Source organism: Flavobacterium sp. ZB4P23 (assembly GCF_003970375.1).
In the GTDB taxonomy this organism is placed as follows: Bacteria; Bacteroidota; Bacteroidia; order Flavobacteriales; family Flavobacteriaceae; genus Flavobacterium.
On record NZ_RYDK01000003.1, the window covers coordinates 313,846 to 340,107 of the forward strand.

13 protein-coding genes are annotated in these 26,262 nt (G+C 35.7%); 9 read left to right on the top strand and 4 right to left on the bottom strand.

The genetic code is table 11. The features are described 5' to 3' along the window. Positions 1-203: 203 nt before the first annotated feature. The 4 genes from rpoB to EKL99_RS07055 all read left to right on the top strand — a co-directional run bounded on the left by rpoB (position 204) and on the right by EKL99_RS07055 (position 9,627). Positions 204-4,016 (top strand): DNA-directed RNA polymerase subunit beta, encoded by a 3,813-nt coding sequence (gene rpoB / locus EKL99_RS07040; protein ID WP_126463126.1) that lies wholly within the window; start codon positions 204-206, stop codon positions 4,014-4,016. A gap of 326 nt (positions 4,017-4,342) precedes the next feature. After that, a complete protein-coding gene (gene rpoC, locus EKL99_RS07045) occupies positions 4,343-8,656 on the top strand; it encodes a DNA-directed RNA polymerase subunit beta' (RefSeq protein ID WP_126561660.1) in 4,314 nt (1,437 codons plus the stop codon). A gap of 2 nt (positions 8,657-8,658) precedes the next feature. Beyond that, the gene (locus tag EKL99_RS07050; protein WP_126455867.1) at positions 8,659-8,970 is read left to right on the top strand and encodes a DUF3467 domain-containing protein; all 312 of its coding nucleotides are present in this window, start codon (positions 8,659-8,661) and stop codon (positions 8,968-8,970) included. A 291-nt stretch (positions 8,971-9,261) separates the two neighbouring features. Then, a complete protein-coding gene (locus EKL99_RS07055) occupies positions 9,262-9,627 on the top strand; it encodes a hypothetical protein (protein WP_126576646.1) in 366 nt (121 codons plus the stop codon). A gap of 135 nt (positions 9,628-9,762) precedes the next feature. Here EKL99_RS07055 and EKL99_RS07060 read toward each other — a convergent pair whose 3' ends face one another. Continuing rightward, the gene (locus tag EKL99_RS07060) at positions 9,763-11,352 is read right to left on the bottom strand and encodes a peptide chain release factor 3 (protein WP_126463130.1); all 1,590 of its coding nucleotides are present in this window, start codon (positions 11,350-11,352) and stop codon (positions 9,763-9,765) included. A gap of 186 nt (positions 11,353-11,538) precedes the next feature. Beyond that, positions 11,539-12,981, bottom strand: coding sequence for an alpha-amylase (locus tag EKL99_RS07065; RefSeq protein ID WP_126576647.1), 1,443 nt, complete (start codon positions 12,979-12,981; stop codon positions 11,539-11,541). A 771-nt stretch (positions 12,982-13,752) separates the two neighbouring features. Here EKL99_RS07065 and EKL99_RS07070 point away from each other — a divergent pair. From EKL99_RS07070 to EKL99_RS07090, 5 genes are all read left to right on the top strand, one after another. Next, positions 13,753-15,180 (top strand): peptidylprolyl isomerase, encoded by a 1,428-nt coding sequence (locus EKL99_RS07070; RefSeq protein WP_126576648.1) that lies wholly within the window; start codon positions 13,753-13,755, stop codon positions 15,178-15,180. A gap of 250 nt (positions 15,181-15,430) precedes the next feature. Next, a complete protein-coding gene (locus tag EKL99_RS07075; RefSeq protein WP_126463136.1) occupies positions 15,431-16,384 on the top strand; it encodes a MoxR family ATPase in 954 nt (317 codons plus the stop codon). 328 nt (positions 16,385-16,712) lie between these two features. Continuing rightward, positions 16,713-19,484 (top strand): bifunctional aconitate hydratase 2/2-methylisocitrate dehydratase, encoded by a 2,772-nt coding sequence (locus EKL99_RS07080; RefSeq protein ID WP_126568619.1) that lies wholly within the window; start codon positions 16,713-16,715, stop codon positions 19,482-19,484. Between the two features lie 130 nt (positions 19,485-19,614). Beyond that, positions 19,615-21,882 (top strand): aconitate hydratase, encoded by a 2,268-nt coding sequence (locus EKL99_RS07085; RefSeq protein ID WP_126576649.1) that lies wholly within the window; start codon positions 19,615-19,617, stop codon positions 21,880-21,882. 661 nt (positions 21,883-22,543) lie between these two features. Beyond that, complete coding sequence (locus EKL99_RS07090) at positions 22,544-24,004, top strand: peptidoglycan endopeptidase (protein WP_126576650.1); 1,461 nt, start codon at positions 22,544-22,546, stop codon at positions 24,002-24,004. Positions 24,005-24,081: 77 nt separating this feature from the next. Here the strand turns inward: EKL99_RS07090 and EKL99_RS07095 are convergent, their stop codons facing one another. Next, complete coding sequence (locus tag EKL99_RS07095) at positions 24,082-24,549, bottom strand: VOC family protein (RefSeq protein WP_126561668.1); 468 nt, start codon at positions 24,547-24,549, stop codon at positions 24,082-24,084. Between the two features lie 135 nt (positions 24,550-24,684). Then, positions 24,685-25,761 carry a glycosyltransferase family 9 protein gene (locus tag EKL99_RS07100; protein ID WP_126576651.1) on the bottom strand — a complete coding sequence of 359 codons (1,077 nt, stop codon included), beginning with the start codon at positions 25,759-25,761 and terminating at the stop codon, positions 24,685-24,687. Positions 25,762-26,262 lie beyond the last annotated feature (501 nt).

The following is a 26,262-nucleotide window of genomic DNA, read 5'->3' on the forward strand; positions in this document are numbered from 1 at the left end:
ACAAAAGGCTACGTTGTATTAGTACATACTAGTCTTTTAAAATAGATTCATTTTATCCATTACGAGGAAAAAAAATTAACAGATAATAAGAAAGTAGTTATCTTAAATTGGTTTTTAAAGATGTAATGGTTTAAAAAAAAAGGTATAAATAAATTACTATTTATACAAAAAAATTACTTTTCTAATCAAAATTTTGTCCATTGATGATAACAAATCAAACTGAAAGATTGAATTTTGCCTCTACAAAAAATATTCCTGATTATCCAGATTTTCTAGATGTTCAGGTTAAATCGTTTAAGGATTTTTTTCAATTAGAAACTAAATCTGACGAAAGAGGCGACGAAGGGCTTTACAATACCTTCATGGAAAACTTCCCAATTACTGATACAAGAAATAACTTTGTATTAGAATTCCTTGATTATTTTGTAGATCCGCCACGTTACACAATTCAAGAATGTATAGAAAGAGGTCTTACGCATAGTGTACCCCTAAAAGCTAGGTTAAAACTATATTGTACAGATCCAGAACATGAAGATTTTGAGACTATTGTTCAGGATGTTTATCTTGGGACAATTCCATATATGACGCCAAGCGGTACTTTTGTTATTAATGGTGCTGAGCGTGTAGTTGTTTCTCAATTACACCGTTCTCCTGGTGTTTTCTTCGGGCAGTCATTTCATGCAAATGGAACAAAATTGTACTCTGCCAGAGTAATTCCTTTTAAGGGTTCTTGGATAGAATTTTCTACAGATATAAACAGCGTAATGTATGCTTATATTGACAGAAAGAAAAAATTACCTGTAACGACTTTATTCCGTGCAATTGGATTCGAAAGAGATAAGGATATCCTAGAGATTTTCGATCTTGCTGAGGAAATTAAAGTTTCTAAAACAGGACTTAAAAAATATATCGGCAGAAAATTAGCTGCTCGTGTATTGAATACATGGCATGAAGATTTTGTAGATGAGGATACTGGTGAAGTAGTTTCTATTGAACGTAACGAAATAATTCTTGATAGAGACACTATTATCGACAAAGATAATGTGGAAGAAATCATTGATTCTAACGTTAAATCTATTTTGCTTCACAAAGAAGATGCTAATCAAGGAGATTACGCGATTATTCATAATACGTTGCAAAAAGATCCAACAAACTCTGAAAAAGAGGCTGTTGAGCATATCTATAGACAATTGCGTAATGCTGAACCGCCTGATGAAGAAACGGCTCGTGGTATTATCGATAAATTATTCTTTTCTGATCAACGGTACAACTTAGGTGAAGTAGGTCGTTATAGAATAAATAAAAAATTAGGGTTGGATACTCCAATGGAAAAGCAAGTCTTGACCAAAGAAGATATCATAACGATTGTTAAATATTTGATTGAATTAATTAACTCTAAAGCAGAGATTGATGATATTGATCACTTATCAAACCGTCGTGTACGAACAGTTGGAGAACAAATGTCACAACAGTTTGGTGTTGGTTTGGCGCGTATGGCCAGAACCATTAGAGAGAGAATGAACGTTAGGGATAACGAGGTGTTTACACCGATAGATTTGATTAATGCTAAAACATTATCCTCTGTTATCAACTCTTTCTTTGGTACAAACCAGTTGTCTCAGTTTATGGATCAAACGAATCCATTAGCCGAGATTACGCACAAAAGAAGATTATCTGCACTTGGACCAGGTGGACTTTCGAGAGAAAGAGCCGGATTTGAGGTACGTGATGTTCACTATACGCATTATGGACGTTTATGTCCAATTGAAACTCCTGAGGGACCAAACATTGGTTTGATATCTTCTCTTGGTGTTTATGCTAAAGTAAACGGAATGGGTTTCATTGAGACTCCATACCGTAAAGTAACTAACGGAGTCGTAGATCTAGTGTCTACTCCTGTTTACTTGAGTGCAGAAGAAGAAGAAGGAATGATGATTGCTCAGGCAAACATAGAAATGGATGCAGTAGGTAAGATTATCGCTGAAAATGTAATTGCCCGTCAGGAAGGTGATTTTCCAGTAATTGAGCCTTCAAAAGTGGATTATACGGATGTTGCTCCAAATCAAATTGCTTCTATTTCAGCCTCTTTGATTCCTTTCTTAGAACATGATGATGCGAATAGAGCCTTGATGGGATCTAACATGATGCGTCAGGCCGTACCATTAATTCGTCCTGAAGCTCCTATTGTTGGAACTGGTTTAGAGCGTCAAGTTGCTTCGGATTCCAGAGTTTTAATTAACGCTGAAGGAGATGGAACTGTTGAATATGTGGATGCTAATATTATCACAATCAAATACGATCGTTCTGAAGAAGAAAGAATGGTGAGTTTTGAGTCAGATGAGAAAACATACAATCTAATTAAATTTAGAAAAACCAATCAAGGTACTAGTATCAACTTGAAACCTATCGTAAGAAGAGGCGACAGAGTTGTTCTTGGTCAAGTATTGTCAGAAGGTTATGCCACTCAAAATGGAGAACTTGCTTTAGGTCGTAACCTAAAAGTAGCGTTTATGCCATGGAAAGGGTACAACTTTGAGGATGCGATTGTAATTTCTGAAAAAGTAGTTCGTGACGATATTTTTACCTCTATTCACGTGGATGATTATTCATTAGAAGTTAGAGATACTAAATTAGGTAACGAAGAATTGACGAACGATATACCGAACGTTTCTGAAGAAGCTACTAAAGATTTAGATGAAAATGGTATGATCAGAATTGGAGCCGAGGTTAAACCTGGTGACATTCTTATCGGAAAAATTACTCCAAAAGGAGAATCAGATCCTACTCCGGAAGAGAAATTGCTTCGTGCAATCTTTGGGGATAAAGCAGGGGATGTAAAAGATGCTTCATTAAAAGCCTCTCCTTCTTTACATGGTGTTGTTTTAGACAAAAAACTGTTTGCAAGAGCAGTAAAAGATAAACGTAAACGTACGCAAGATAAAGATGCTTTAGGAGCACTTGAAATGGAGTTTGAAGTTAAATTTGTTGAATTAAAAGACAAATTAGTGGAAAAACTTTTCTTGATCGTAAACGGAAAAACATCTCAAGGGGTAATGAATGATTTGGGTGAAGAAGTTTTACCAAAAGGTAAAAAATACACTCAAAAAATGCTTTATGCTGTTGAAGATTTTGCTCACTTAAGTAAAGGTCAATGGGTTGCTGATGATGCAACTAATAAAATGGTGAATGATTTAATTCATAACTATAAAATTAAGTTGAACGATTTACAAGGTGCTTTACGTAGAGAGAAATTTACTATTACTGTTGGAGATGAATTGCCAGCAGGAATCTTGAAATTAGCGAAAGTATATATTGCCAAAAAACGTAAGTTGAAAGTTGGGGATAAAATGGCGGGACGTCACGGTAACAAAGGTATTGTTGCTCGTATCGTTCGTCATGAAGACATGCCTTTCCTTGAAGATGGAACGCCAGTTGATATCGTGTTGAACCCACTTGGTGTACCTTCACGTATGAACATTGGTCAAATTTATGAAACAGTTCTTGGTTGGGCGGGACAAAACTTGGGTAGAAAATTTGCTACACCAATTTTTGACGGAGCAACCCTTGATCAAATCAATGAATTGACTGATGAAGCTGGAATACCACGTTTTGGACATACATATTTATATGATGGTGGTACAGGAGAACGTTTCCATCAAGCTGCAACAGTAGGAGTTATCTACATGTTGAAACTTGGACACATGGTTGACGATAAAATGCACGCACGTTCTATAGGTCCGTACTCATTGATTACGCAACAACCACTTGGAGGTAAAGCTCAATTTGGAGGACAGCGTTTTGGAGAGATGGAAGTTTGGGCACTTGAGGCTTATGGAGCATCAAGTACACTTAGAGAAATCTTGACTGTGAAGTCTGATGATGTTATCGGTAGAGCAAAAACGTATGAAGCAATCGTAAAAGGTGAATCTATGCCAGAACCAGGATTACCGGAATCATTCAATGTATTGATGCATGAATTGAAAGGTCTTGGACTTGACATTCGTCTAGAAGAATAGAAGTTTAGTATTCAGTGTTCAGTATTTAGTAATCAGTGATAAACTGAACACTAAATTCTGAATACTGAACACTTTTTTAAAAGAGTTTTTAGGATTTATACCCGTAACCCGTTCCGATTTTTTATTTAAACCCAATTGGTTTTATAAATAGCACTTCAAAATTTTTATTTGAAGTTTAGAGAAGTAATTCGAGGTAATGTTTAAGTCTAAAGTTTGAAAGTCTAAAAGTCTAAAGTCATCCGTGGCTTTAAAAACTTTATGACATTTGACTTTAAGACTGAAATAAAATTAATTTTTTAATTGCAAATAAATCAATAGTAAAAACTATGATGAATAATAGAAATAATAACAATAAAGATAAAAACCCTGTAAAAAGGTTTAATAAAATCTCCATAGGACTTGCTTCTCCTGAATCGATCTTGAAAGAATCAAGAGGTGAAGTATTGAAACCTGAAACTATCAATTATAGAACGCACAAACCGGAGCGTGATGGTCTTTTCTGTGAACGTATTTTTGGACCAGTAAAAGATTTTGAATGTGCTTGTGGTAAGTATAAAAGAATTCGCTACAAAGGAATCATCTGTGACCGTTGTGGTGTAGAAGTAACGGAGAAAAAAGTACGTAGAGACAGAGTAGGTCACATCAATCTGGTTGTGCCTATTGCTCATATCTGGTATTTCCGTTCTCTTCCAAACAAAATTGGTTATATCCTTGGACTTCCATCTAAGAAATTAGATATGATTATTTACTACGAAAGATACGTAGTAATCCAAGCAGGTATCGCTAAAAATGCAGAAGGTGAATCAGTACAAAGATTAGACTTTTTGACAGAAGAAGAATATTTAAATATTTTAGATACGCTTCCTGCTGACAACCAATATCTTGATGATTTTGATCCTAATAAATTTGTTGCCAAAATGGGAGCAGAATGTATTATGGACTTATTGGCAAGAATTGATTTAGATCAATTGTCTTACCAATTAAGACACAATGCTAACAATGAAACGTCTAAACAACGTAAAACAGAAGCATTAAAAAGATTACAAGTTGTGGAATCTTTCCGTGAGTCTAACTTGAACCGTGAGAACCGTCCGGAATGGATGATTATGAAAGTGGTACCCGTTATTCCACCAGAATTACGTCCGCTTGTGCCACTTGATGGAGGTCGTTTTGCAACTTCAGATTTGAATGATTTATACCGTCGTGTAATTATACGTAACAACCGTTTGAAAAGATTAATGGAGATTAAAGCTCCAGAAGTTATTTTAAGAAACGAGAAACGTATGTTGCAGGAATCGGTAGATTCACTTTTTGACAATACGCGTAAAGCATCTGCAGTAAAAACAGAATCAAACCGTCCATTGAAATCACTTTCGGATTCCCTAAAAGGAAAACAAGGTCGTTTCCGTCAAAACTTACTAGGTAAACGTGTGGATTATTCTGCTCGTTCGGTAATTGTTGTTGGACCAGAATTGAAATTGTCTGAATGTGGTATCCCTAAAGATATGGCAGCTGAATTATACAAACCTTTCGTTATCCGTAAATTGATAGAAAGAGGAATTGTAAAAACGGTTAAATCAGCTAAGAAAATAATAGATAAGAAAGAGCCTGTAGTTTGGGATATCCTTGAAAATGTGATCAAAGGGCACCCAATATTACTGAATCGTGCTCCTACTTTGCACCGTTTAGGTATCCAAGCATTCCAACCAAAATTAATTGAAGGAAAAGCAATCCAATTGCACCCTTTAGTATGTACTGCATTTAATGCGGATTTTGATGGGGATCAAATGGCAGTTCACTTGCCATTAGGACCTGAAGCTATTTTGGAAGCGCAACTATTAATGTTGGGTTCTCACAATATCTTGAATCCTGCAAATGGTGCTCCAATTACGGTACCTTCTCAGGATATGGTTTTGGGTCTGTATTATATGACCAAAGAACGTTTATCTACTCCTGAGCTTAAAATTTTAGGTGAAGGGATCACTTTTTATTCTGCGGAAGAAGTAAATATTGCTTTGAATGAAGGCAGATTAGAATTGAATGCTTCAGTGAAAATTAGAGCAAAACATTTTAATGAAGCAGGAGAATTAGTTTTCCAAATTATTAAAACTACTGCAGGCCGTGTATTATTTAATGAAGTAGTACCAGAAGCTGCAGGATATATCAATGATGTATTGACTAAGAAAAACCTTAGAGATATTATCGGACACGTTTTAAGCGCTACCGATGTACCTACAACTGCGGTCTTCTTAGATAATATGAAAGACATGGGATACAAATTTGCCTTCAAAGGTGGTTTGTCATTCTCTCTTGGTGATATTAGAATTCCGGATCAAAAACCTAAATTAATTGCAGATGCCAGAGAACAAGTTCAAGGTATTTCTGCTAATTATAATATGGGTTTGATTACTAATAACGAACGGTACAACCAAGTTATTGATGTATGGACTTCTGCGAATGCACAATTGACAGAGCTTGCAATGAAAAACATTAGAGAAGACCAACAAGGTTTCAACTCGGTGTATATGATGCTTGATTCTGGAGCAAGGGGTTCCAAAGAACAAATTCGTCAGTTAACCGGTATGCGTGGTTTGATGGCTAAGCCAAAAAAATCTACTGCTGGTGGTGGTGAAATTATTGAAAACCCTATTCTTTCTAACTTTAAAGAAGGTCTTTCTATCCTTGAGTATTTTATTTCTACTCACGGTGCGCGTAAAGGTCTTGCGGATACGGCTTTGAAAACAGCCGATGCAGGATATTTAACAAGAAGATTGCATGATGTATCCCAAGATGTTATTGTAAACATCGAAGACTGTGGTACATTAAGAGGTGTTGAAGTTTCAGCATTGAAGAAAAATGAAGAAATTGTAGAATCACTTGGAGAAAGAATTTTAGGGCGTGTCGCTTTACAAGACTTAATCAACCCTTTGACCAGTGAGATTTTAGTTCATTCTGGGGAGCAAATCACAGAGGTTATCATGAAAGCAATTGATGCTTCTCCTATCGAGAAAGTAGAAGTGCGTTCTCCGTTAACTTGTGAAGCACTAAAAGGTATTTGTGCCAAATGTTACGGTAGAAATCTTGCTACCGGAAAAATGACACAAAGAGGGGAAGCTGTTGGTGTAATTGCAGCACAATCTATTGGAGAACCTGGAACACAGTTAACATTACGTACTTTCCACGTTGGAGGGGTTGCGGGTGGTATTTCTGAAGAGTCTAGTATCGTTACTAAATTTAACGGTAAACTGGAAATTGAAGATTTAAAAACTGTTAAAGGAGAAGATAGTGAAGGTAATGCAGTGGATATTGTAGTATCTCGTTCTTCTGAATTGAAATTAATCGATGAAAGAACAGGTATTTTATTAAGTACAAATAATATTCCTTACGGTTCAAGTATTTTCGTTAAAGACGGCCAGTCTGTTGTTAAAGGAGATGTGATCTGTAAATGGGATCCTTATAATGGGGTTATCGTATCTGAGTTTACCGGTAAGATTGCTTATGAAGAATTAGAGCAAGGTCAATCATTCATGGTTGAAATTGATGAGCAAACTGGTTTCCAAGAAAAGGTAATTTCTGAATCCAGAGCTAAAAAATTAATTCCTACTTTATTGGTTTACGGTAAAGACAATGAATTGATTCGTTCGTATAACTTACCTGTTGGAGCCCACTTGATGGTTGAAAATGGTGAGAAAATTAAAGCCGGTAAAGTGTTGGTGAAAATTCCGCGTCGTTCTTCTAAATCAGGAGATATTACAGGAGGTTTGCCTAGAATTACTGAGTTGTTAGAAGCTCGTAATCCTTCAAACCCAGCAGTTGTTTCTGAAATTGATGGTGTTGTTTCTTTTGGAAAAATCAAAAGAGGAAACCGTGAGGTAGTTATCGAATCTAAATTTGGTGACATTAGAAAATACTTGGTTAAATTATCAAGCCAAATTCTAGTTCAGGAAAATGACTTTGTAAGAGCAGGTGTACCGTTGTCAGATGGTGCTATTACTCCGGATGATATTTTAAGAATCCAAGGGCCAGCCGCTGTTCAACAGTATTTGGTTAACGAAATTCAAGAAGTATACCGTTTGCAAGGGGTGAAAATTAACGACAAGCACTTTGAAGTAGTAATACGTCAGATGATGCGTAAGGTAAGAGTGCAAGATCCAGGTGACACGTTGTTCTTAGAAGATCAATTAATTCATACAAAAGACTTTATCTTTCAAAATGATAAATTATATGGTATGAAAGTCGTGGAAGATGCTGGCGATTCTGGCGCTTTGAAAGAAGGACAAATTATTACGCCTCGTGAGTTGCGCGATGAAAATTCTCTTTTGAAACGTACCGATAAAAATCTTGTTGTGGCTCGTGATGTCGTTACTGCAACTGCAACACCAGTCTTACAAGGTATTACAAGAGCCTCTCTTCAAACCAAATCATTTATATCAGCGGCTTCTTTCCAAGAAACGACTAAAGTATTGAACGAAGCTGCTGTTGCAGGTAAAATCGATTACTTAGAAGGATTGAAAGAAAATGTAATTGTTGGACATAGAATCCCTGCCGGAACGGGTATGAGAGAATATGACAATACAATTGTAGGTTCAAAAGAAGATTACAACGATATGATGGCTAATAAAGAAGAATATATTTATTAAGTATGAGTAATTCAAATCAACAACAAGAACAAATCAACATTGAGTTGGATGAGAAAATTGCCGAAGGAATTTATTCCAATTTGGCTATAATCAATCATTCGTCTTCTGAATTTGTTTTAGATTTTGTAAGCATCATGCCCGGCATACCTAAGGCTAAGGTAAAAGCAAGAATTGTCTTGACACCACAGCATGCTAAAAGATTGTTGAAAGCAATCGGAGAAAACATTCATCGTTTTGAAGTCGCTCATGGCGAAATAAAAGATACTGAACAAGCCCCGATTCCGCTTAATTTTGGTCCTGCGGGACAAGCATAATATCTTTAAAGGCTCCAGAAATGGAGCCTTTTTTATTTAAGGCTATTTTCTCAGTCTAGAATTATTGATTTCATTTCTGATTCGTGGTGTTAATTAGCTGTTTTTGTATGTAGGTTTTATGAATAAATTAGTATATCCAACCATCAAATCTGTGTTTTACAGAACCTATTTGTACTTTGAACGGGTATAATGGCACTTCATCGAAAATATTTCCGACTCATTTATAAATGATATACTTTCGTGTTCGAGATAGAAAAAACACATTCTGTCTATTGTAAAATTGTAAGGGATATGAACTATTTATCTTTAAAAACAACTAAAAATGCAGGAAGTAATCGTTTCCTTTTGCTTGTTTTTATTCTAGTAATAAATATTTCTGTTTTTGCACAAACTGAGAAAAATTTAGTTGATGTGAATACAGTAGTAGTTGGTACAACTACAAAACAAGAGAATGTTTCAACAGTTTCTGCTTCAAATTCTAACAGTATGCATTTTATATTGTGGTTTATGGGTTCAAAACAAGATCCTAATAGCACAATTTCTATAGAAGGAATAAACGCTAAAAAACAAATAATCACATCAGGAGTTGCTCCAAATAGGCTGCTAATCAAGGCTTTCTTGAAAAAAGCGGTAAATTTAAAAAACATGATTGCTTGAGTATAATGCGATTTTAAAACATAAAAAAAACGCTAATTTCTAAAATTAGCGTTTTTTTATGCCTTTATTTTTTATGTCTGTGCTATTCAAGACCACCATTTAATTCCATTAGGCAGGTTTACTTTATATTAAGAATTACTCAAATTCAGAAGTAAAGAATAACTTAACATTTGGATATTTATTTTGTGTCATTTGAATTGTGAAATCAGAATCAGCCAGAAATACTAATTGTCCGTATTTATCATGTGCCAAGAATTTTTGTTTGATTCTTCTGAATTCTTTGAACTCTTCGCTTTTTGGATCGTTTGGTTTTACCCAACATGCTTTGTGTACGGGGAAATTTTCATAGGTACATTTTGCTCCATATTCGTGTTCTAAACGGTATTGGATCACCTCGTATTGTAGGGCTCCAACCGTTCCAATGATTTTTCTGTTGTTCATTTCCAAAGTAAATAACTGCGCCACACCTTCATCCATTAACTGATCGATTCCTTTGTCCAGTTGTTTGGCTTTCATAGGATCAGCATTATTAATATATCGGAAATGTTCCGGGGAGAAACTCGGTATTCCTTTGAAACTCATAATTTCTCCTTCGGTCAATGTATCTCCAATTTTGAAATTTCCTGTATCATGTAAGCCAACAATATCACCTGGATAGGAAATGTCTACAATTTCTTTCTTTTCGGCAAAAAAAGCATTTGGACTCGAAAATTTTAAGTTTTTCTTCTGACGCACGTGGTAATACGGTTTGTTTCTTTCGAAAGTTCCGGATACTATTTTTATAAAGGCCAGACGATCTCTGTGTTTTGGATCCATATTGGCATGGATTTTAAACACAAATCCTGTCATTTTTTCCTCTTTGGGATCTACTAATCGGGTTTCCGAATCTTTTGGTCTTGGTGATGGAGCAATTTGAACAAAACAGTCCAATAATTCTCTAACTCCAAAATTATTCAATGCCGAACCAAAAAATACAGGTTGTAGTTTTCCGTCTAAATAATCCTGACGATCAAATTTAGGATAAACTTCATCAATCAACTCTAGTTCTTCCCGCAAGCTGTCAGCTGGTTTTTGACCGATAATTTTCTCTAATTCGGGATTTTTAACATCGGAGAAAGCAATTGTTTCTTCAATATTTTTACGGCTGTCACCGCTAAATAAGTTGATGTTTTGCTCCCAAAGGTTGTAGATTCCTTGAAAATCATAGCCCATTCCTATCGGGAAACTTAATGGTGTAACTGTTAAACCTAGCTTTTGTTCCACTTCATCCATCAAGTCAAAAGCGTCTTTTCCTTCTCGGTCTAATTTATTGATGAATACGATAATTGGAATTTTTCGCATTCTACAAACGGCCACTAATTTCTCTGTTTGTTCTTCAACACCTTTGGCAACATCAATTACAACAATAACGCTGTCAACAGCTGTTAAGGTTCTAAAAGTGTCCTCCGCAAAATCCTTGTGACCTGGCGTATCGAGAATGTTTATCTTTTTGTCTTTATAATTGAAAGCCAAAACTGAAGTAGAAACCGAAATTCCTCTCTGGCGTTCAATTTCCATAAAGTCACTGGTAGCGCCTTTTTTGATTTTATTGTTTTTTACAGCACCTGCCTCTTGAATCGCACCACCAAAAAGGAGGAGTTTTTCTGTAAGTGTTGTTTTTCCGGCATCAGGATGTGAGATAATCCCAAAAGTTCTTCTGCGTTGTATTTCTTCTAAAAAGCCCATATTTATATCAATAGTGTGCAAAAGTACTATTTATAAATGCCAATTAAAAAAATGTATCCTCTTAATTAATGATGTGGGTTTTGAAAATGGATTTCAGTCGATTTTTTTAAATTTTATTAGATAGCTTATGACGCTATTAGGTATAAAAAAGGCTGTCAAAATAGACAGCCTTTAAAATAGTTTGGGTTACATGTTTATCGACCAGATGGAATATCCATTTGGGGGACACTGTATTTTGACCCATTTGTCTGCTTGAGTAGTCGGCTGCCAAGTTGAATTACCTGTAAAATCTTTGATTTGAGCATTAGTCCAGTTGGTCTGAATCCATCGTTCTTGCCAAGTGGATGAATTATTGATGTAAACCACTAATCCGGGATTGCCGTTATATCCGTTTCTACGGGCGATGTATTCATCAGTATCAGTATATAAAATAGAGGTGTTACCAGTAGCTTTGTTGTTATGAATCCAAATTAAGTTATTCATTTTCGTTTTATTAAGCCATTCTTCGTAATCTCGGTAAAAAATAGTTGGGTATCCTTCATGCGTTAAGATGTAGGCATACGCTAGCTCTTTTTTCCAAATTTCATCAGTGTCATGGTTGGTGACAAAAGTAACCGCTTTGTGCGGGTTTCTTTTCCACATCATGTCGTCATTCAAAATATTTAGGTTGTTTCCGTCGAAAGCATCGTTCATTTTATAATAGCACGCAAAATCAAAAACGGAACTGTTGGCATTATTCGCCCAATCATTCAGTATGTTTACGTTAGAATCCCATAATTCACCAACGGAGAAACCACCAACGTTTGCATTCCAATCTTTTATGACCCACGGAGCAAAACCTTTTACGTAATCAAATCTCCATCCATCAAATTTCATTGTGTTTTTATAGTATTTCCCTACTCCGTCTGCTCTTTTCCAAAGCCAGTCTTGTACATTTGGTACTACATGGGCTAAATCTGGAAATCCCCCAAAGGAACCTTCGTCATTATTACCGTACGCATTTTTATAGAAATCAGCACTGGTTCTTGGAAATTTTCCAGAAGCAACACCGGTAAAGTTTGTGTAGGTTTGTGTTCCTGTAAAAGGGTTGTTTTCTAATTGTCCGCCACTGTTGTGATTCAGTACCATATCCGCATAAACCTGCATGTTTTCAGAATGTACTTTTGTAATCAGGCTTTCTAATTCAGCACGGGAACCAAATCTGGTTTCTACCGTACCATTTTGATTGTAATTCCCAAAATCAAAATAGTCAGTAGGATCGTAGCCCATAGAAAACGGCCCATTTTGAGCTTTTGATACCGGAGGAAGCCAGATAGAGCCAATGCCGGCATTTGACCAATCTGTTATTTTTGTATTTACAGTATTCCACCAGTTTCCACCGGCAGGTACGTCCCAGTAGAAAGCTTGCATCATTACACCACCTCCGGGATTTGCAACATATCTTCCAGTTGGTATATTAGTTGATGCTCCAGTGCTGAATGGCCGTCCGTCGTGATTAGTGACATTAACCACTTTCAATTGTGTTGCCGTTTCAGTTGGATTGTCTGCCAGATCATCATTTGAATTACAAGAGTACAAGCCAGCAAGTAAAGCGGTCAATAAATAAATTTTGAAATTTGGTTTTTTCATAAAATGATAAATTAAGGTAGTTAATAAATTTGGGACATTTTAATTAAAATCGATTAGGATGTGTTTTAAGTCTATTGCTTCATTATGAAAGAATAGATTGCGATTTAAATCATAATTTTATTTAAATCAAAACAAAAAGCATTAAATAATAGTGATAATATATTTTTTAAGTTTATTTTTTAAATAAATATCATTTTTAGCTAATTTATAAAAATTATCAAAGGACTCGTAAAGTAGTGCTTTTAATTTGTAGCGATAACGTTGTAGTGTTGAGAACTTTTTAAATAAGGATCCTTATAATGAGGTTTTTAAAGCTGGATTTTTGTTTTTGAAGTAAAAAGGGTAAAGTTTTATCTTTTAGATTGTTTGAACGGAACAGCAGATGCGCGAGTAAAGAGGTTTCATAATTAGTAAGCGCTGGGAAAAAGAAGAAAATAATTGATTGCCGTTTCGATAGCATAAATGAAGGAATAGGGAGTCCTTTATTTAGGTCTTTAAAAGTCTCTTTTTTAGGATTTAGAAGCGGAAACAAACAGGGAATAATTGGGTGTATAAATTTTTGTTAATAGTAGTACGGAAACTTGTATTATATAATTGAATTGTTATTTTTGTCTCTTTTAAATTTAAAAAAAAGGAAGTAATTAGGAATGCAAATGCAATTCATTTCCTGAAGCTTAAAAGTGTATATTTGGCAAAAATTAATATTGCTTTTACAAGCCATACTTTAAAGTCGGGAATATAAATCCTTCATTATAAAAATAAACTAGAAAAATGCCAATAAAACACATACAAATGAAAATTATTAATAAAATTGTTCTTCCTTTTTTTCTTTTGCTATTTTCCAGTGGCCTTTTACAGGCACAAGAAATCATTAAGGATACTGTAATCGTTCCTATTAAAAAAACGCAATCTACTGGGAAGCAAAAAATTGATGGGGTTATTGGTACCGTAGGAGATTATATTATATTAGATTCGGATATTGACAAGTCATATCTTGAAATTTCTAGTCAGGGAGGTTCTGTAAAAGACATTACAAGATGCCAAATGTTAGGGAAGTTATTAGAAGATAAATTGTATGCGCACCAAGCCATTCAGGATAGTATCGTAGTGACTGATGCCGAAGTAAAAGGTATGATGGAAGAACGATTGAGCTATATGACAGAGCAAATCGGGTCGCTGGAAAAAGTGGTGGAGTATTATAAAAAAGATTCGGAAGAAGAATTCAGAACCTATTTCTCAGATATTCTAAAAGAGAATAAGCTCACGTCAGAAATGCAGAAGAAAATTATTGAAGCAGTAGAAATTACACCGGAAGAAGTTCGTAATTTCTTTAAAAAGATACCTGCCGCTGATCTTCCTTTTTTTGGAGCAGAAATGGAAGTGTCACAAATTATAATTACTCCCAAAGTTTCAGCTGCCGATAAACAAAAGGTAATTGATCGATTGAATTTGTTTAAAAAAGAAATATTAGAAGGATCTAGCTTTTCAACTAAAGCCGTATTGTATTCTCAAGATCCCGGTTCAAGAGCAAATGGAGGCTATTATAAAATGAATAGGAAGACCCCTTTTGTAAAAGAGTTTAAAGAAGTAGCTTTCAGTCTGGCTGAGGGAGAGATATCCGCTCCTTTTGAAACTGATTTTGGGTTTCACATTATTTACATAGAAAAGATAAAAGGACAAGAAGTAGAATTGCGTCACATATTATTGAGTCCAACTGTAACAGAGGAAGCTTTGAATGAAGCTAAAGAAAAAATCACTTTGATCAGAAAAAGAATCGAAGATAAAGAAATTGCTTTTGAGGAAGCAGCAAGAACTTTATCTGACGAGAAAGAAACAAGAGCCAATGGAGGCGCATTGATTAATCCAAAAACGCAAGATACCCGTTTTGAATTGACGAAAATGGACCCCGCTTTTTACAGTCAAGTGTCAAATTTGAAAGAAGGCGAGATTTCACTTCCCATTTTAGACCAAGGTGAAGAAGGTAAAAAGAAATTCAAATTGATTACCGTGACCAATAGAATAGAAGAGCATACTGCTGATTACGCAAATGATTACATCAAAATTAAAGATTTAGCTTTGAAAGACAAGCAAATTACAGCTATTGGGAAATGGTTTGGAGATAAAATTAAAGAAACGTATATCAAAATCATTGGAGAATACAGAGATTGTGCTTTTACAAACAACTGGATAAAGAAATAATTTACCACAAGAACACATTAAGTAATAACCATGGTATAATGTCGTATTTTAAAATCAGGATAAAATCATGTAAAAATCTGATTTAAAGCTGTTTTACTTAAAGTTAATTCTTTTGACTTTACGACTTTTAAACTTTCGACTTACTTATGTGAGAGGAATCGCAAACATTTTTTTTTCAATAAAATAAATAAAAAGAGTTAGTTTTATGATTTCATAACGCTAACTCTTTTTTAATTTTAAATTTTTATAAATGTCAGACGTAGCAGCAATACACAACCTAGTTCAAAAAAGGAATGAGCTGAAAAAGGAAATCGCAAAAATCATAGTGGGACAGGATGCTGTAGTAGATCAAATTTTGCTTTGTATTTTTTCTGGGGGACATGCTTTGTTAGTAGGAGTGCCTGGATTAGCTAAAACATTAATGGTAAATACGCTGGCACAAGCATTAGGTCTTGATTTTAAAAGAATTCAGTTTACACCGGATTTGATGCCCTCTGATATTTTGGGCAGTGAAATATTAGAGGAGAACCGTCAATTTAAATTTATAAAAGGGCCTATTTTTTCTAATATTGTTCTGGCAGATGAGATAAACCGAACACCACCCAAAACGCAGGCAGCCTTGCTGGAAGCCATGCAGGAGCGCGCTGTTACTATTGCTGGGGAGAATTACAAGTTAGCCTTGCCTTATTTTGTTTTGGCCACGCAAAACCCAATAGAACAAGAAGGAACATATCCTTTGCCTGAAGCTCAATTGGATCGGTTTATGTTTGCTATAAAGCTGGAATATCCTTCTTTTGCAGAGGAAGTTCAAGTAGTAAAACGCACGACATCAGACATCAAAAACACGATCAATCCATTATTTACTGCACAAGAAATTATTGATTTTCAACATTTGATTCGCAGAATTCCCGTGGCTGATAATGTAATTGAATATGCGGTGACATTAGTGAGTAAAACTCGTCCTGAAAATCCATTATCAAATGAGTTTGTAAAAAACTATCTCGATTGGGGAGCGGGGCCCCGAGCATCTCAAAATTTGATTTTGGCAGCCAAAGCCAACGCTGCTTTCAATGGAAAATTTTCGCCGGATATTGAAGATGTGAAAGCGGTAGCCACCGGGATTTTACGCCATCGAATTATTAAAAATTACAAAGCAGATGCCGAAGGAATTACCGAAGAAATGATAATTGCTAAGTTGGTTTGACTTTTTTTTGGTACTCGGTTCTTATTTTTAGACAGGAACTACAACGTTTTCTTAGTTATAATGGTTTTTATGATCTGATACTAGTTAGAATGTAATTAATTCTTTAGGGATTAATCAGTTTATAGTTAAATTTTTTAAAATTATTTAATTATAAAGGGTAAAAATCAGTATTTAGTAATAATATCATTTGAAAAAACCACATCTATTAATTTTTTTTAAATATCATCTTAAAGAGCTAAATTTGCGACGTGAATAAAAACTACGCATCATGGCTTTTAATTTTGAGTACATTAAAATAAATAGCTTTTAACATTGAAAACAATTTACTATGAACATTTATAACGATTATCTGAAAGAAATCGAAGACAGAAAAACTCAGGGACTTAATCCAAAGCCAATTGATAGCGCTGATTTAGTAAGCGAAATCATTTTGCAAATTAAAGATTCAAATAACGCAAATCGCAAGGATTCAATTTCGTTTTTTATTTATAATACTGTTCCTGGGACAACACCTGCAGCTGGCGTAAAAGCGTCTTTTTTGAAGGAGATTGTTCTTGGTGAATCAGTAGTGAATGAAATAACACCAGCTTTTGCATTAGAGTTATTATCACAGATGAAAGGTGGTCCTTCAATCAAAGTTTTGCTTGACTTAGCTTTAGGAAATGAAATCACAATTGCAAAAGTGGCGGCAGAAGTTCTAAAGACACAAGTATTTCTTTATGAGGCTGATACCGATCGCTTAGAGGCGGCATTTAAAAACGGTAGTGCGTTTGCAAAGGAAATTTTAGTGAGTTACGCTAAGGCGGAATTCTTTACGAAGCTGCCAGAGGTAGTTGAGGAAATTCAGGTTGTTACCTATGTTGCTGGTGAAGGAGATATTTCGACAGATTTACTTTCTCCGGGTAACCAAGCGCATTCACGCTCTGATCGTGAGCTACACGGAAAATGTTTGATTTCGCCTGAAGCTCAAGATGAAATTAAAGCGCTTCAAGCGCAACACCCAGACAAAAGTGTTATGTTGATTGCCGAAAAAGGAACTATGGGTGTAGGCTCTTCAAGGATGTCAGGAGTGAATAATGTGGCTCTTTGGACAGGTAAAAAAGCAAGTCCTTATGTCCCATTCATAAACATAGCTCCAATTGTTGCTGGAACTAACGGTATTTCCCCAATTTTCCTTACTACTGTTGATGTGACGGGTGGTATTGGTCTGGATCTTCAAAACTGGGTTAAGAAAACAGATGCAAATGGAACGGTAGTCCGCAATGAAAATGGTGAGCCTATTTTGGAAGAAGTTTATTCTATTGCAACAGGAACAGTGCTGACCATAAATACAAAAACTAAGAAGCTCTATAACGGCGATAAAGAATTAATTGATATTTCTAAGGCATTTACGCCTCAGAAAATGGAATTTATTAAAGCGGGTGGATCTTACGCTATTGTATTTGGAAAAAAACTACAAACTTTTGCATCAAAGACTTTAGGAATTGATATCGTATCGGTATTTGCTCCGTCAAAAGAAATTTCTATTGAAGGACAAGGTCTTACCGCTGTAGAAAAAATATTTAATAAAAATGCAGTTGGTTCAACACCAGGTAAAGTTTTACATGCAGGTTCTGATGTGCGCGTTACAGTAAACATAGTAGGTTCGCAAGATACTACAGGCTTAATGACTTCTCAGGAATTAGAGTCTATGGCTGCTACTGTGATTTCTCCAATTGTTGATGGTGCATACCAATCCGGTTGTCATACAGCATCAGTTTGGGATAATAAATCCAAAGCAAACATTCCAAGATTGATGAAGTTCATGAATGACTTTGGTTTGATTACAGCTCGTGACCCTAAAGGAAACTATCACGCAATGACTGATGTGATTCACAAGGTTCTTAATGACATTACTGTTGATGAGTGGGCGATTATTATTGGCGGTGACTCTCATACCAGAATGTCTAAAGGGGTTGCCTTTGGGGCTGATTCGGGGACAGTTGCACTTGCACTAGCTACGGGTGAAGCTTCAATGCCAATTCCGGAATCAGTAAAAGTTACCTTTAAAGGGGATATGAAAGAATATATGGATTTCCGTGATGTTGTTCATGCTACCCAATCTCAAATGCTGAAGCAATTTGGTGGAGAGAATGTATTTCAAGGACGAATTATTGAGGTTCATTTAGGAACACTCACTGCTGATCAGGCCTTTACTTTTACAGATTGGACTGCAGAAATGAAGGCGAAAGCTTCTATTTGTATTTCTGAGGATGATACTTTGATCGAATCATTAGAGATTGCCAAAGGCAGAATCCAGATCATGATTGACAAAGGAATGGATAACGAGAACCAAGTTCTTAAAGGATTAATTGCTATCGCTAATAATAGAATCGCAGCCATCAGATCAGGTGATAAACCAGCTTTGATACCGGATGCTAATGCAAAATATTTTGCGGAAGTTGTAATCGATTTAGATATCGTTGCTGAGCCTATGATTGCAGATCCAGACGTAAATAACGCGGATGTTTCTAAGCGTTATACGCACGATACCATTAGACCACTTTCTTTTTACGGTGGTGTAAAAAAAGTAGATCTTGGTTTTGTAGGATCTTGTATGGTACACAAAGGCGATTTAAAGATTCTTTCTCAAATGCTAAAAAATATAGATGAGCAACACGGTAAAGTAGAGTTTAAAGCACCGCTTGTTGTTGCGCCTCCTACTTATAATATTGTAGATGAACTTAAAGCTGAAGGAGACTGGGAAGTTTTACAAAAGTATTCTGGTTTTGAATTTGATGATAATGCTCCTAAAGGCGAGGCACGTACAGGATATGAAAATATTCTATACCTAGAGCGTCCAGGCTGTAATTTATGTATGGGTAACCAAGAAAAAGCAGCAAAAGGAGATACTGTAATGGCAACATCTACGCGCCTTTTCCAAGGAAGAGTTGTTGAAGATACGGAAGGTAAAAAAGGAGAATCGTTACTTTCATCAACACCGGTTGTTGTGTTGTCTACAATTTTAGGCAGAACCCCAACTCTTGAGGAATACAAAGCTGCAGTAAAAGGTATAAATCTAACGCAGTTTGCACCATCTCATAAGTTATTGGTTAGGTAATAATTAATTTTTGTTAATACTATTAAAAAGCTTGGGTCTTTCGACAGACTCAGGCTTTTTTTATTTTAATAGGTCTTCATTTTTTTTGTACCTTGTGGTTCTAAAATATAATAACAGAAAATAATTAGATATGGCTTTTGATATTGAAATGATTAAAAAAGTGTATGACAACATGACTACTCGTGTTGATAAAGCACGCGAAATAGTTGGCCATCCGCTTACATTAACGGAGAAAATATTGTACAATCACCTTTGGGATGGAATGCCTTCACAAGCTTTTACCCGAGGTGCTGATTATGTTGATTTTGCTCCAGACAGAGTAGCTTGTCAAGATGCAACCGCTCAAATGGCATTATTGCAGTTCATGCATGCCGGTAAAACTAAAGTAGCGGTTCCTACAACAGTGCATTGTGATCACTTGATCCAGGCAAAAGTGGATGCAGTAACTGATTTGGCCAGAGCAAAAACACAAAGTAATGAAGTGTTTGAATTTCTTTCTTCAGTATCTAATAAATACGGAATTGGTTTCTGGAAACCAGGAGCCGGAATTATTCACCAGGTAGTGCTTGAAAATTATGCATTCCCAGGCGGAATGATGATTGGTACCGATTCACACACTGTAAATGCAGGGGGCTTAGGAATGGTAGCAATTGGTGTTGGTGGTGCTGATGCGGTTGATGTGATGTCAGGAATGGCTTGGGAATTAAAATTTCCTAAATTAATTGGAGTAAAATTAACTGGAAAACTTTCCGGTTGGACAGCGCCAAAAGACGTAATCCTTAAAGTAGCCGGTATTCTTACTGTAAAAGGTGGGACAGGTGCTATCGTGGAGTATTTTGGTGAAGGTGCTACTTCTATGTCTTGTACTGGAAAAGGAACTATCTGTAATATGGGTGCCGAAATTGGTGCTACTACTTCTACATTTGGTTATGACGCTTCCATGGGGCGTTATTTGCGTTCTACTAATAGAGCTGATGTAGCAGATGCAGCGGATAAAATTGCACCGTACTTAACAGGTGATGCTGAAGTTTATGCAAATCCAGAATTGTATTTTGACCAAGTAATCGAAATCAACTTAGACGAATTAGAACCCCATTTAAACGGTCCTTATACCCCTGATTTAGCTACTCCAATTTCTAAAATGAAAGAAGAAGCAATCAAAAATAACTGGCCTTTGAAAATTGAAGTAGGTTTGATAGGTTCTTGTACCAACTCTTCCTACGAAGATATCGCTCGTGCTGCTTCATTGGCAAAACAAGTTACAGATAAAAATTTAAAAATAAAATCTGAATTTACCATTACTCCAGGATCTGAAGTAGTTCGTTATACCATAGAACGTGACGGATTTATCGATATTTTCGATAAAATGGGAGCAACAGTTTTTGCGAACGCTTGCGGACCGTGTATCGGAATGTGGGATAGAGAAGGAGCTGAAAAAGAAGAGCGCAACACTATCGTTCACTCTTTCAATCGTAACTTCTCCAAACGTGCCGATGGAAATCCAAACACTTTGGCATTTGTAGGCTCTCCTGAATTGGTAACCGCTTTGGCTATTGCCGGAGATCTGGGTTTCAACCCATTGACGGATACCTTAATTAATGAAAATGGGGAAGAAGTAATGCTGGATGCGCCAACAGGAAATGAATTACCTCCAAAAGGATTTGATGCCGAAGATCCAGGTTTTCAAGCGCCAGCTGTTGATGGTTCAAGAGTTCAGGTTTCTGTGAGTGAAACTTCAGAGCGCTTGCAATTGTTAGCTCCGTTTTTGCCTTGGGATGGAAAAAATATTACAGGGGCTAAATTATTGATCAAAGCTTTTGGAAAATGTACTACAGATCACATTTCTATGGCTGGGCCATGGTTGCGTTTCCGTGGGCATTTAGATAACATCTCTAATAATATGTTGATTGGTGCCATCAATGCATTCAACCAAAAACCCAATACCGTTAAAAATCAGTTGACTGGTACTTACGATGCAGTTCCGGCTGTAGCGCGTGCTTACAAAGCAGCTGGTGTTCCTTCGATTGTTGTGGGCGATCACAACTATGGGGAAGGATCTTCTCGTGAACATGCAGCAATGGAGCCGCGTTTCTTAGGTGTGAAAGCTGTATTGGTAAAATCATTTGCTCGTATCCATGAAACAAACCTTAAAAAACAAGGCCTTTTAGGATTGACATTTGCTACTGAATCGGATTACGATAAAATCCAGGAAGATGACACCATCAACTTCACAGACTTAATTGATTTTGCTCCAGGAAAACCATTAACATTAGAATTTGTTCACGCTGATGGAACTAAAGATATTATCTTAGCAAACCACACGTACAACGCAGGACAAATTGGTTGGTTCATCGCAGGTTCAGCATTAAACTTGATTGCTGCTGCCGGAAAAGCATAAGCATTTAAATAATTTATTTCAAAACTCTCAAGGAAACTTGGGAGTTTTTTTTTGGAGCTATTTCCTGCTCTCCGTTTCAAGCTTTTTCGTGAAATTTCTTTTTTTTAACGATAAAAAGGAACTTCCTTTGGTCGCTCTTTTTATCTAAAAAAAATGTAATTTCACTTCAAAAGGCTTTCCACTTCCATCAGGGCTATGACAAACTAACAGTGTTATTATTTTGAATAAAGAATAGATTTTACTCAAAAAAATATTAAAAAATTACAAAAAAGGTATGAAATGTTCTTTTTGGACGTTAAAAGTTAAAAAAAAGAGAAGTCCTTAAGTTATAAGACTTATATTAGCTTTTTTGTGAAATAAAATTCATCGATTTTTTTCGGCTAGTAATACTGATTCGCACTCCATTAAGTGGCTTGTTTTTTAGATCAGTAGTGCCATAGTATTGTAAGATTCCTTTTTGAGTTCTTGCGATGAATTAGAATAAGATCATTCAAAATTTTACAAACACAGAATCAGGTTTTTTTTATAAAAAAGGTGTTTTTCCACCCTTTTTTTATAAATAGAAAAAATACAAGCAAATAAACCAAAGCGAAATTTAATAATTATATCCCGAAATCGCTTTTGAGGAATACATAGGATAAGTAATTTGAAAGAGAAGAGTATGAGTGTAAGAGTAATTGTAGCGTTTTTTTTATTTAATAGTATAGTTCTTTTTTCACAGGAAAAAATTATAAAACATACCATCGTAAAAGGGGAAACAATATCGAGTATTGCTGAGCGCTATGAAGTGAAACAAAGCGCCATTTACAAACTAAATCCTAAAGCTAAGAATCTTTTAAAGCTTAATTCAGTATTGTTAATTCCAATTATAGGTCTGAAAAAAACCACTACAAAAACGAATACTCCCTTAAAATATGCTACTAAAGAGCACGAAGTACTTGCTAAACAAACTCCATACGGAATTGCAAAGGAATACGGAATATCTCTGGCAGAATTAAACCAATCCAATCCTGAACTAGAAGCTAAAGGACTCCAAATAGGACAAAAAATCACCATTCCGGGAACCGCAGTTACAACCTCAAAAGTGGTTGTTTCTCCATCTAAAAAAGCAACTTTTACACCAGAAATAGTCCTAGACACTGAAGCAACTAATAAACAAATTTCTGAAATTTTGATACGGGAAGTTTTATCAAAAGAAACCAAATATTCCATTGCAAAACAGTACGGAATCACCATTGGAGAATTAGACAAAGCCAATCCTGCAATAGGCGTTAAACCACTTCGGGTAGGACAAAAAATCAATATTCCCTGGACTCAGTTACCCGTTACTCAAATAGCTGTAGTATTGCAGGAAGAGATTAAGGTGCAAACAGCAGCACCTAAAGCCAGTTTATCTGTTGGTCCCGTTGTGCCGGAAATCACAACAACCGTAGTTTTGCAGTCAAAAAATGATGCACCCGTACTATCAACGGAGGGCGAAGAGAAGGAAGATTTTCAACGTATTGTGCGGGAAGTAATGCCTAAAGAGACTAAGTATTCCATTGCAAAACAGTATGGGATTACGGTTAAGGAATTAGAGAAACAAAATCCAGATGTGAAAAGAAAACTTCCCATAGGGTACAAGTTAATGATTCAGTCTCCTCGTGTACTATTAGAGAATAATAATGCTGAAGGTAATGGTGTTATTGCGCAAACTAAACCGGAATTACACCCGTTTACCAAGCCTGTTTTTAATCATGATTTTCTGGATCAATTGATTGAGCATGCCTCCGAAAATATAGGAACCAGATACCGCATGGGCGGAACCACAAAATCTGGGTTTGACTGTTCTGGCTTGATGTGTACTACTTTTGAGGCATTTGATATTAAGTTGCCAAGAACATCAATAGCTCAATCCGGTTTTGGAACAAAGATTAATACGGAAGAAGCTAAAAAAGGGGATTTGATTTTCTTTAAGACAAATGGAAGGCGCCAAATTAATCATGTAGGGATGGTTGTAGAGGTTTGTGAAGGAGAGATAAAATTCATTCACGCCTCAGTGAGCAGTGGTGTTATCATTTCCTCTACAAAAGAAAAATATTATGAAAAAAACTTTACTCAAATAAATCGAGTGTTGCAGTAAAGCGCTTTTTAAAAAAATTATAAAATACCAAAGCTTTTTCAGGTAACTGAAAAGGCTTTGGTATTTTTAGGGCTTAATTATTTAGGAAGTGCTTCACTATTTATTTCAATCCAATATCCATCAGGATCCTGAATGTAGATTTGTCTGATACCATCAGCTCGAACAGTAATTTTATCAAGTGTGCCCGGCCAATCTGAATAGGTAATGTTTAGGGTTTTTAATGCCGAAATCAATGCGTCAAAGTTGGCAGATTTAAAGGCTAAGTGGACTGCTTTATTGATTTTTACAGGTTCTTTAATCGTAGATACGAGATGTAATTCTTTTCCGTCACCTAAAGAAACCCAACGAATGCCTTCTTTTTTTGTAAGGTTTGTGATTTCTGAAAGATGTAAAATATTCTTGTAGAAATCAACCGATCGGTCTAGGTCTTTTACGGAAAGGGCAATATGATCTAATTTCAGGGAAAAGGAATTAGTGTTTTGCGCATAAATACTTGATGTACAGGCAAAAGTGAATAATAGTGTGGCTAAAAATGTGGTTTTCATAGTGTTAAATAGAATTAAGCGGTTTTAGTTTTAGGTGACTGTCCACAAAGTAGACTAAGTTTACTGCCTGCAATGGCTTCAAAAAAGGGAATCAGGCCGTTTTATATTCAATTGATGTATCTTGAAGCAATTGTTTTATAATTTTGATTTTGTGGAATAATTTGGTTTAAGCAAGATACTATTTATCACGTTGATTAATTCCTGCGTGCTGCTGGTATTCGTATTTACTGCACTACTGTTAGTGCCATAAGGCGCATATATGTTTTGATTTTCTCGTGAAAAAAGTCCAATTGTTGGTGTTAGGGCTGAACTGGCTAAATGCATGATCCCACTATCAGCTCCAATAAAAAGTTTAGTATTTGCAATTACGGAGGCAATTTCTCGAATGTCTTTACTGTAAAATGTAGTTGCTTTAAAACCTATTTGGGAAATATTCTCAACGGGTAAAACCTCAATGATGTTATACTCTTGGTATTCTGTTTTTAACCTTTCATAGCATTCTTCCCACCAGGTTTCTGAATAGCATTTGTCATCTGTTGCATAGGTAAAGATGCAAATCGTCTCTTTGTCATTTTTGACTAGTTCTTGGACTATTTTTTGACCTTCAGCATGTTCAGCAAGACTCAATTTAAGATCTAGCGGTGGTACTGAATTTTTGTTTTCCGCGAATCCCAGAGTGGTCAAAAAGTTTCTGAATTCATATACCGGGTATTTTGCAATATGCTCGTAATCGGGATGATTTAACGATATGTCTTTATCAAGCGCTCCAAAAAATTTATATTTGGCATCTGCAAATTGAGCGGATAATCGTCCCGAAGAGGAGTTTTTATCCACATTGATGACAATGTCATATTTTTGTTTTTTAATTCGTATCCAAACCTTAAAATATTCAACAAGATTTTTGAATGGTTTTTTGGGAAGTTCAATTACGGTATCGATATTGGTATATTTTTCAAATACAATTGGTGCTAAACCACCTTTTACAAACAAATCAATCTTGCAGTCCGGAAAAGTAGCTATTACATCTTGAACAAGTGGGGTAATGAGCAACAGATTTCCCAATCTGTGGTTGGGTCTGGAAATTAAAACTCTTTTGATCTCTACTTTTTGAGTCCAATCAACTTTTTGATTCTTTTGTGAATTACCAATATTTTTAGTTAGGCCTTGTGTTGCAATTCTTCGGAATGCATTTATTTTTTTTAAGATACTCATGCGTTTAAAATAGAATTTAGAATTGAACTTTACTATTATTTATCAAAGGAATCAAGTGGTGCATAGTACGGTTCCGGAATGTAAACAATCGGAACACCTCAAAAGGTACTCGGTACGCAACAAATGTACAATTTAGATCGAAACAATGCTGTTTCTAGTCTTTATTATAATAGATTGGTTCAGTGAATTCATGAGCTATGAGCCAAGTGTATGTGTGAAGCGGTACTCAAATGAGTTTTGAATTCAAAAGTATTTTTATATATGGGTTCGAACAAAAATACAGATTGGCCAAAGTCTGCCAGCTAAACTATATTACACACGATTTTTGTCGGGGTTCTGTTGTAATGAAGATTGTTGTAAAAATAGAACAATAAGTATCACCTCGGTATTTTATAAATTGGCACACCACATCAATTCGTACAAAGAGTGGCAAGTGTATTTTAATTTTGTGAAATAGTAGGGATATATGTAGGATGTAGAAAGGCCTTAATTCTCTTTTGA

Excerpts from the sequence above, each read along its gene's own strand:
- rpoB (WP_126463126.1), top strand. The coding sequence starts at position 204 with ATGATAACAAATCAAACTGAAAGATTGAATTTTGCCTCTACAAAAAAT.
- rpoC (WP_126561660.1), top strand. The coding sequence starts at position 4,343 with ATGATGAATAATAGAAATAATAACAATAAAGATAAAAACCCTGTAAAA.
- EKL99_RS07050 (WP_126455867.1), top strand. The coding sequence starts at position 8,659 with ATGAGTAATTCAAATCAACAACAAGAACAAATCAACATTGAGTTGGAT.
- EKL99_RS07055 (WP_126576646.1), top strand. The coding sequence starts at position 9,262 with ATGAACTATTTATCTTTAAAAACAACTAAAAATGCAGGAAGTAATCGT.
- EKL99_RS07060 (WP_126463130.1), bottom strand. The coding sequence starts at position 11,352 with ATGGGCTTTTTAGAAGAAATACAACGCAGAAGAACTTTTGGGATTATC.
- EKL99_RS07065 (WP_126576647.1), bottom strand. The coding sequence starts at position 12,981 with ATGAAAAAACCAAATTTCAAAATTTATTTATTGACCGCTTTACTTGCT.
- EKL99_RS07070 (WP_126576648.1), top strand. The coding sequence starts at position 13,753 with ATGCCAATAAAACACATACAAATGAAAATTATTAATAAAATTGTTCTT.
- EKL99_RS07075 (WP_126463136.1), top strand. The coding sequence starts at position 15,431 with ATGTCAGACGTAGCAGCAATACACAACCTAGTTCAAAAAAGGAATGAG.
- EKL99_RS07080 (WP_126568619.1), top strand. The coding sequence starts at position 16,713 with ATGAACATTTATAACGATTATCTGAAAGAAATCGAAGACAGAAAAACT.
- EKL99_RS07085 (WP_126576649.1), top strand. The coding sequence starts at position 19,615 with ATGGCTTTTGATATTGAAATGATTAAAAAAGTGTATGACAACATGACT.
- EKL99_RS07090 (WP_126576650.1), top strand. The coding sequence starts at position 22,544 with ATGAGTGTAAGAGTAATTGTAGCGTTTTTTTTATTTAATAGTATAGTT.
- EKL99_RS07095 (WP_126561668.1), bottom strand. The coding sequence starts at position 24,549 with ATGAAAACCACATTTTTAGCCACACTATTATTCACTTTTGCCTGTACA.
- EKL99_RS07100 (WP_126576651.1), bottom strand. The coding sequence starts at position 25,761 with ATGAGTATCTTAAAAAAAATAAATGCATTCCGAAGAATTGCAACACAA.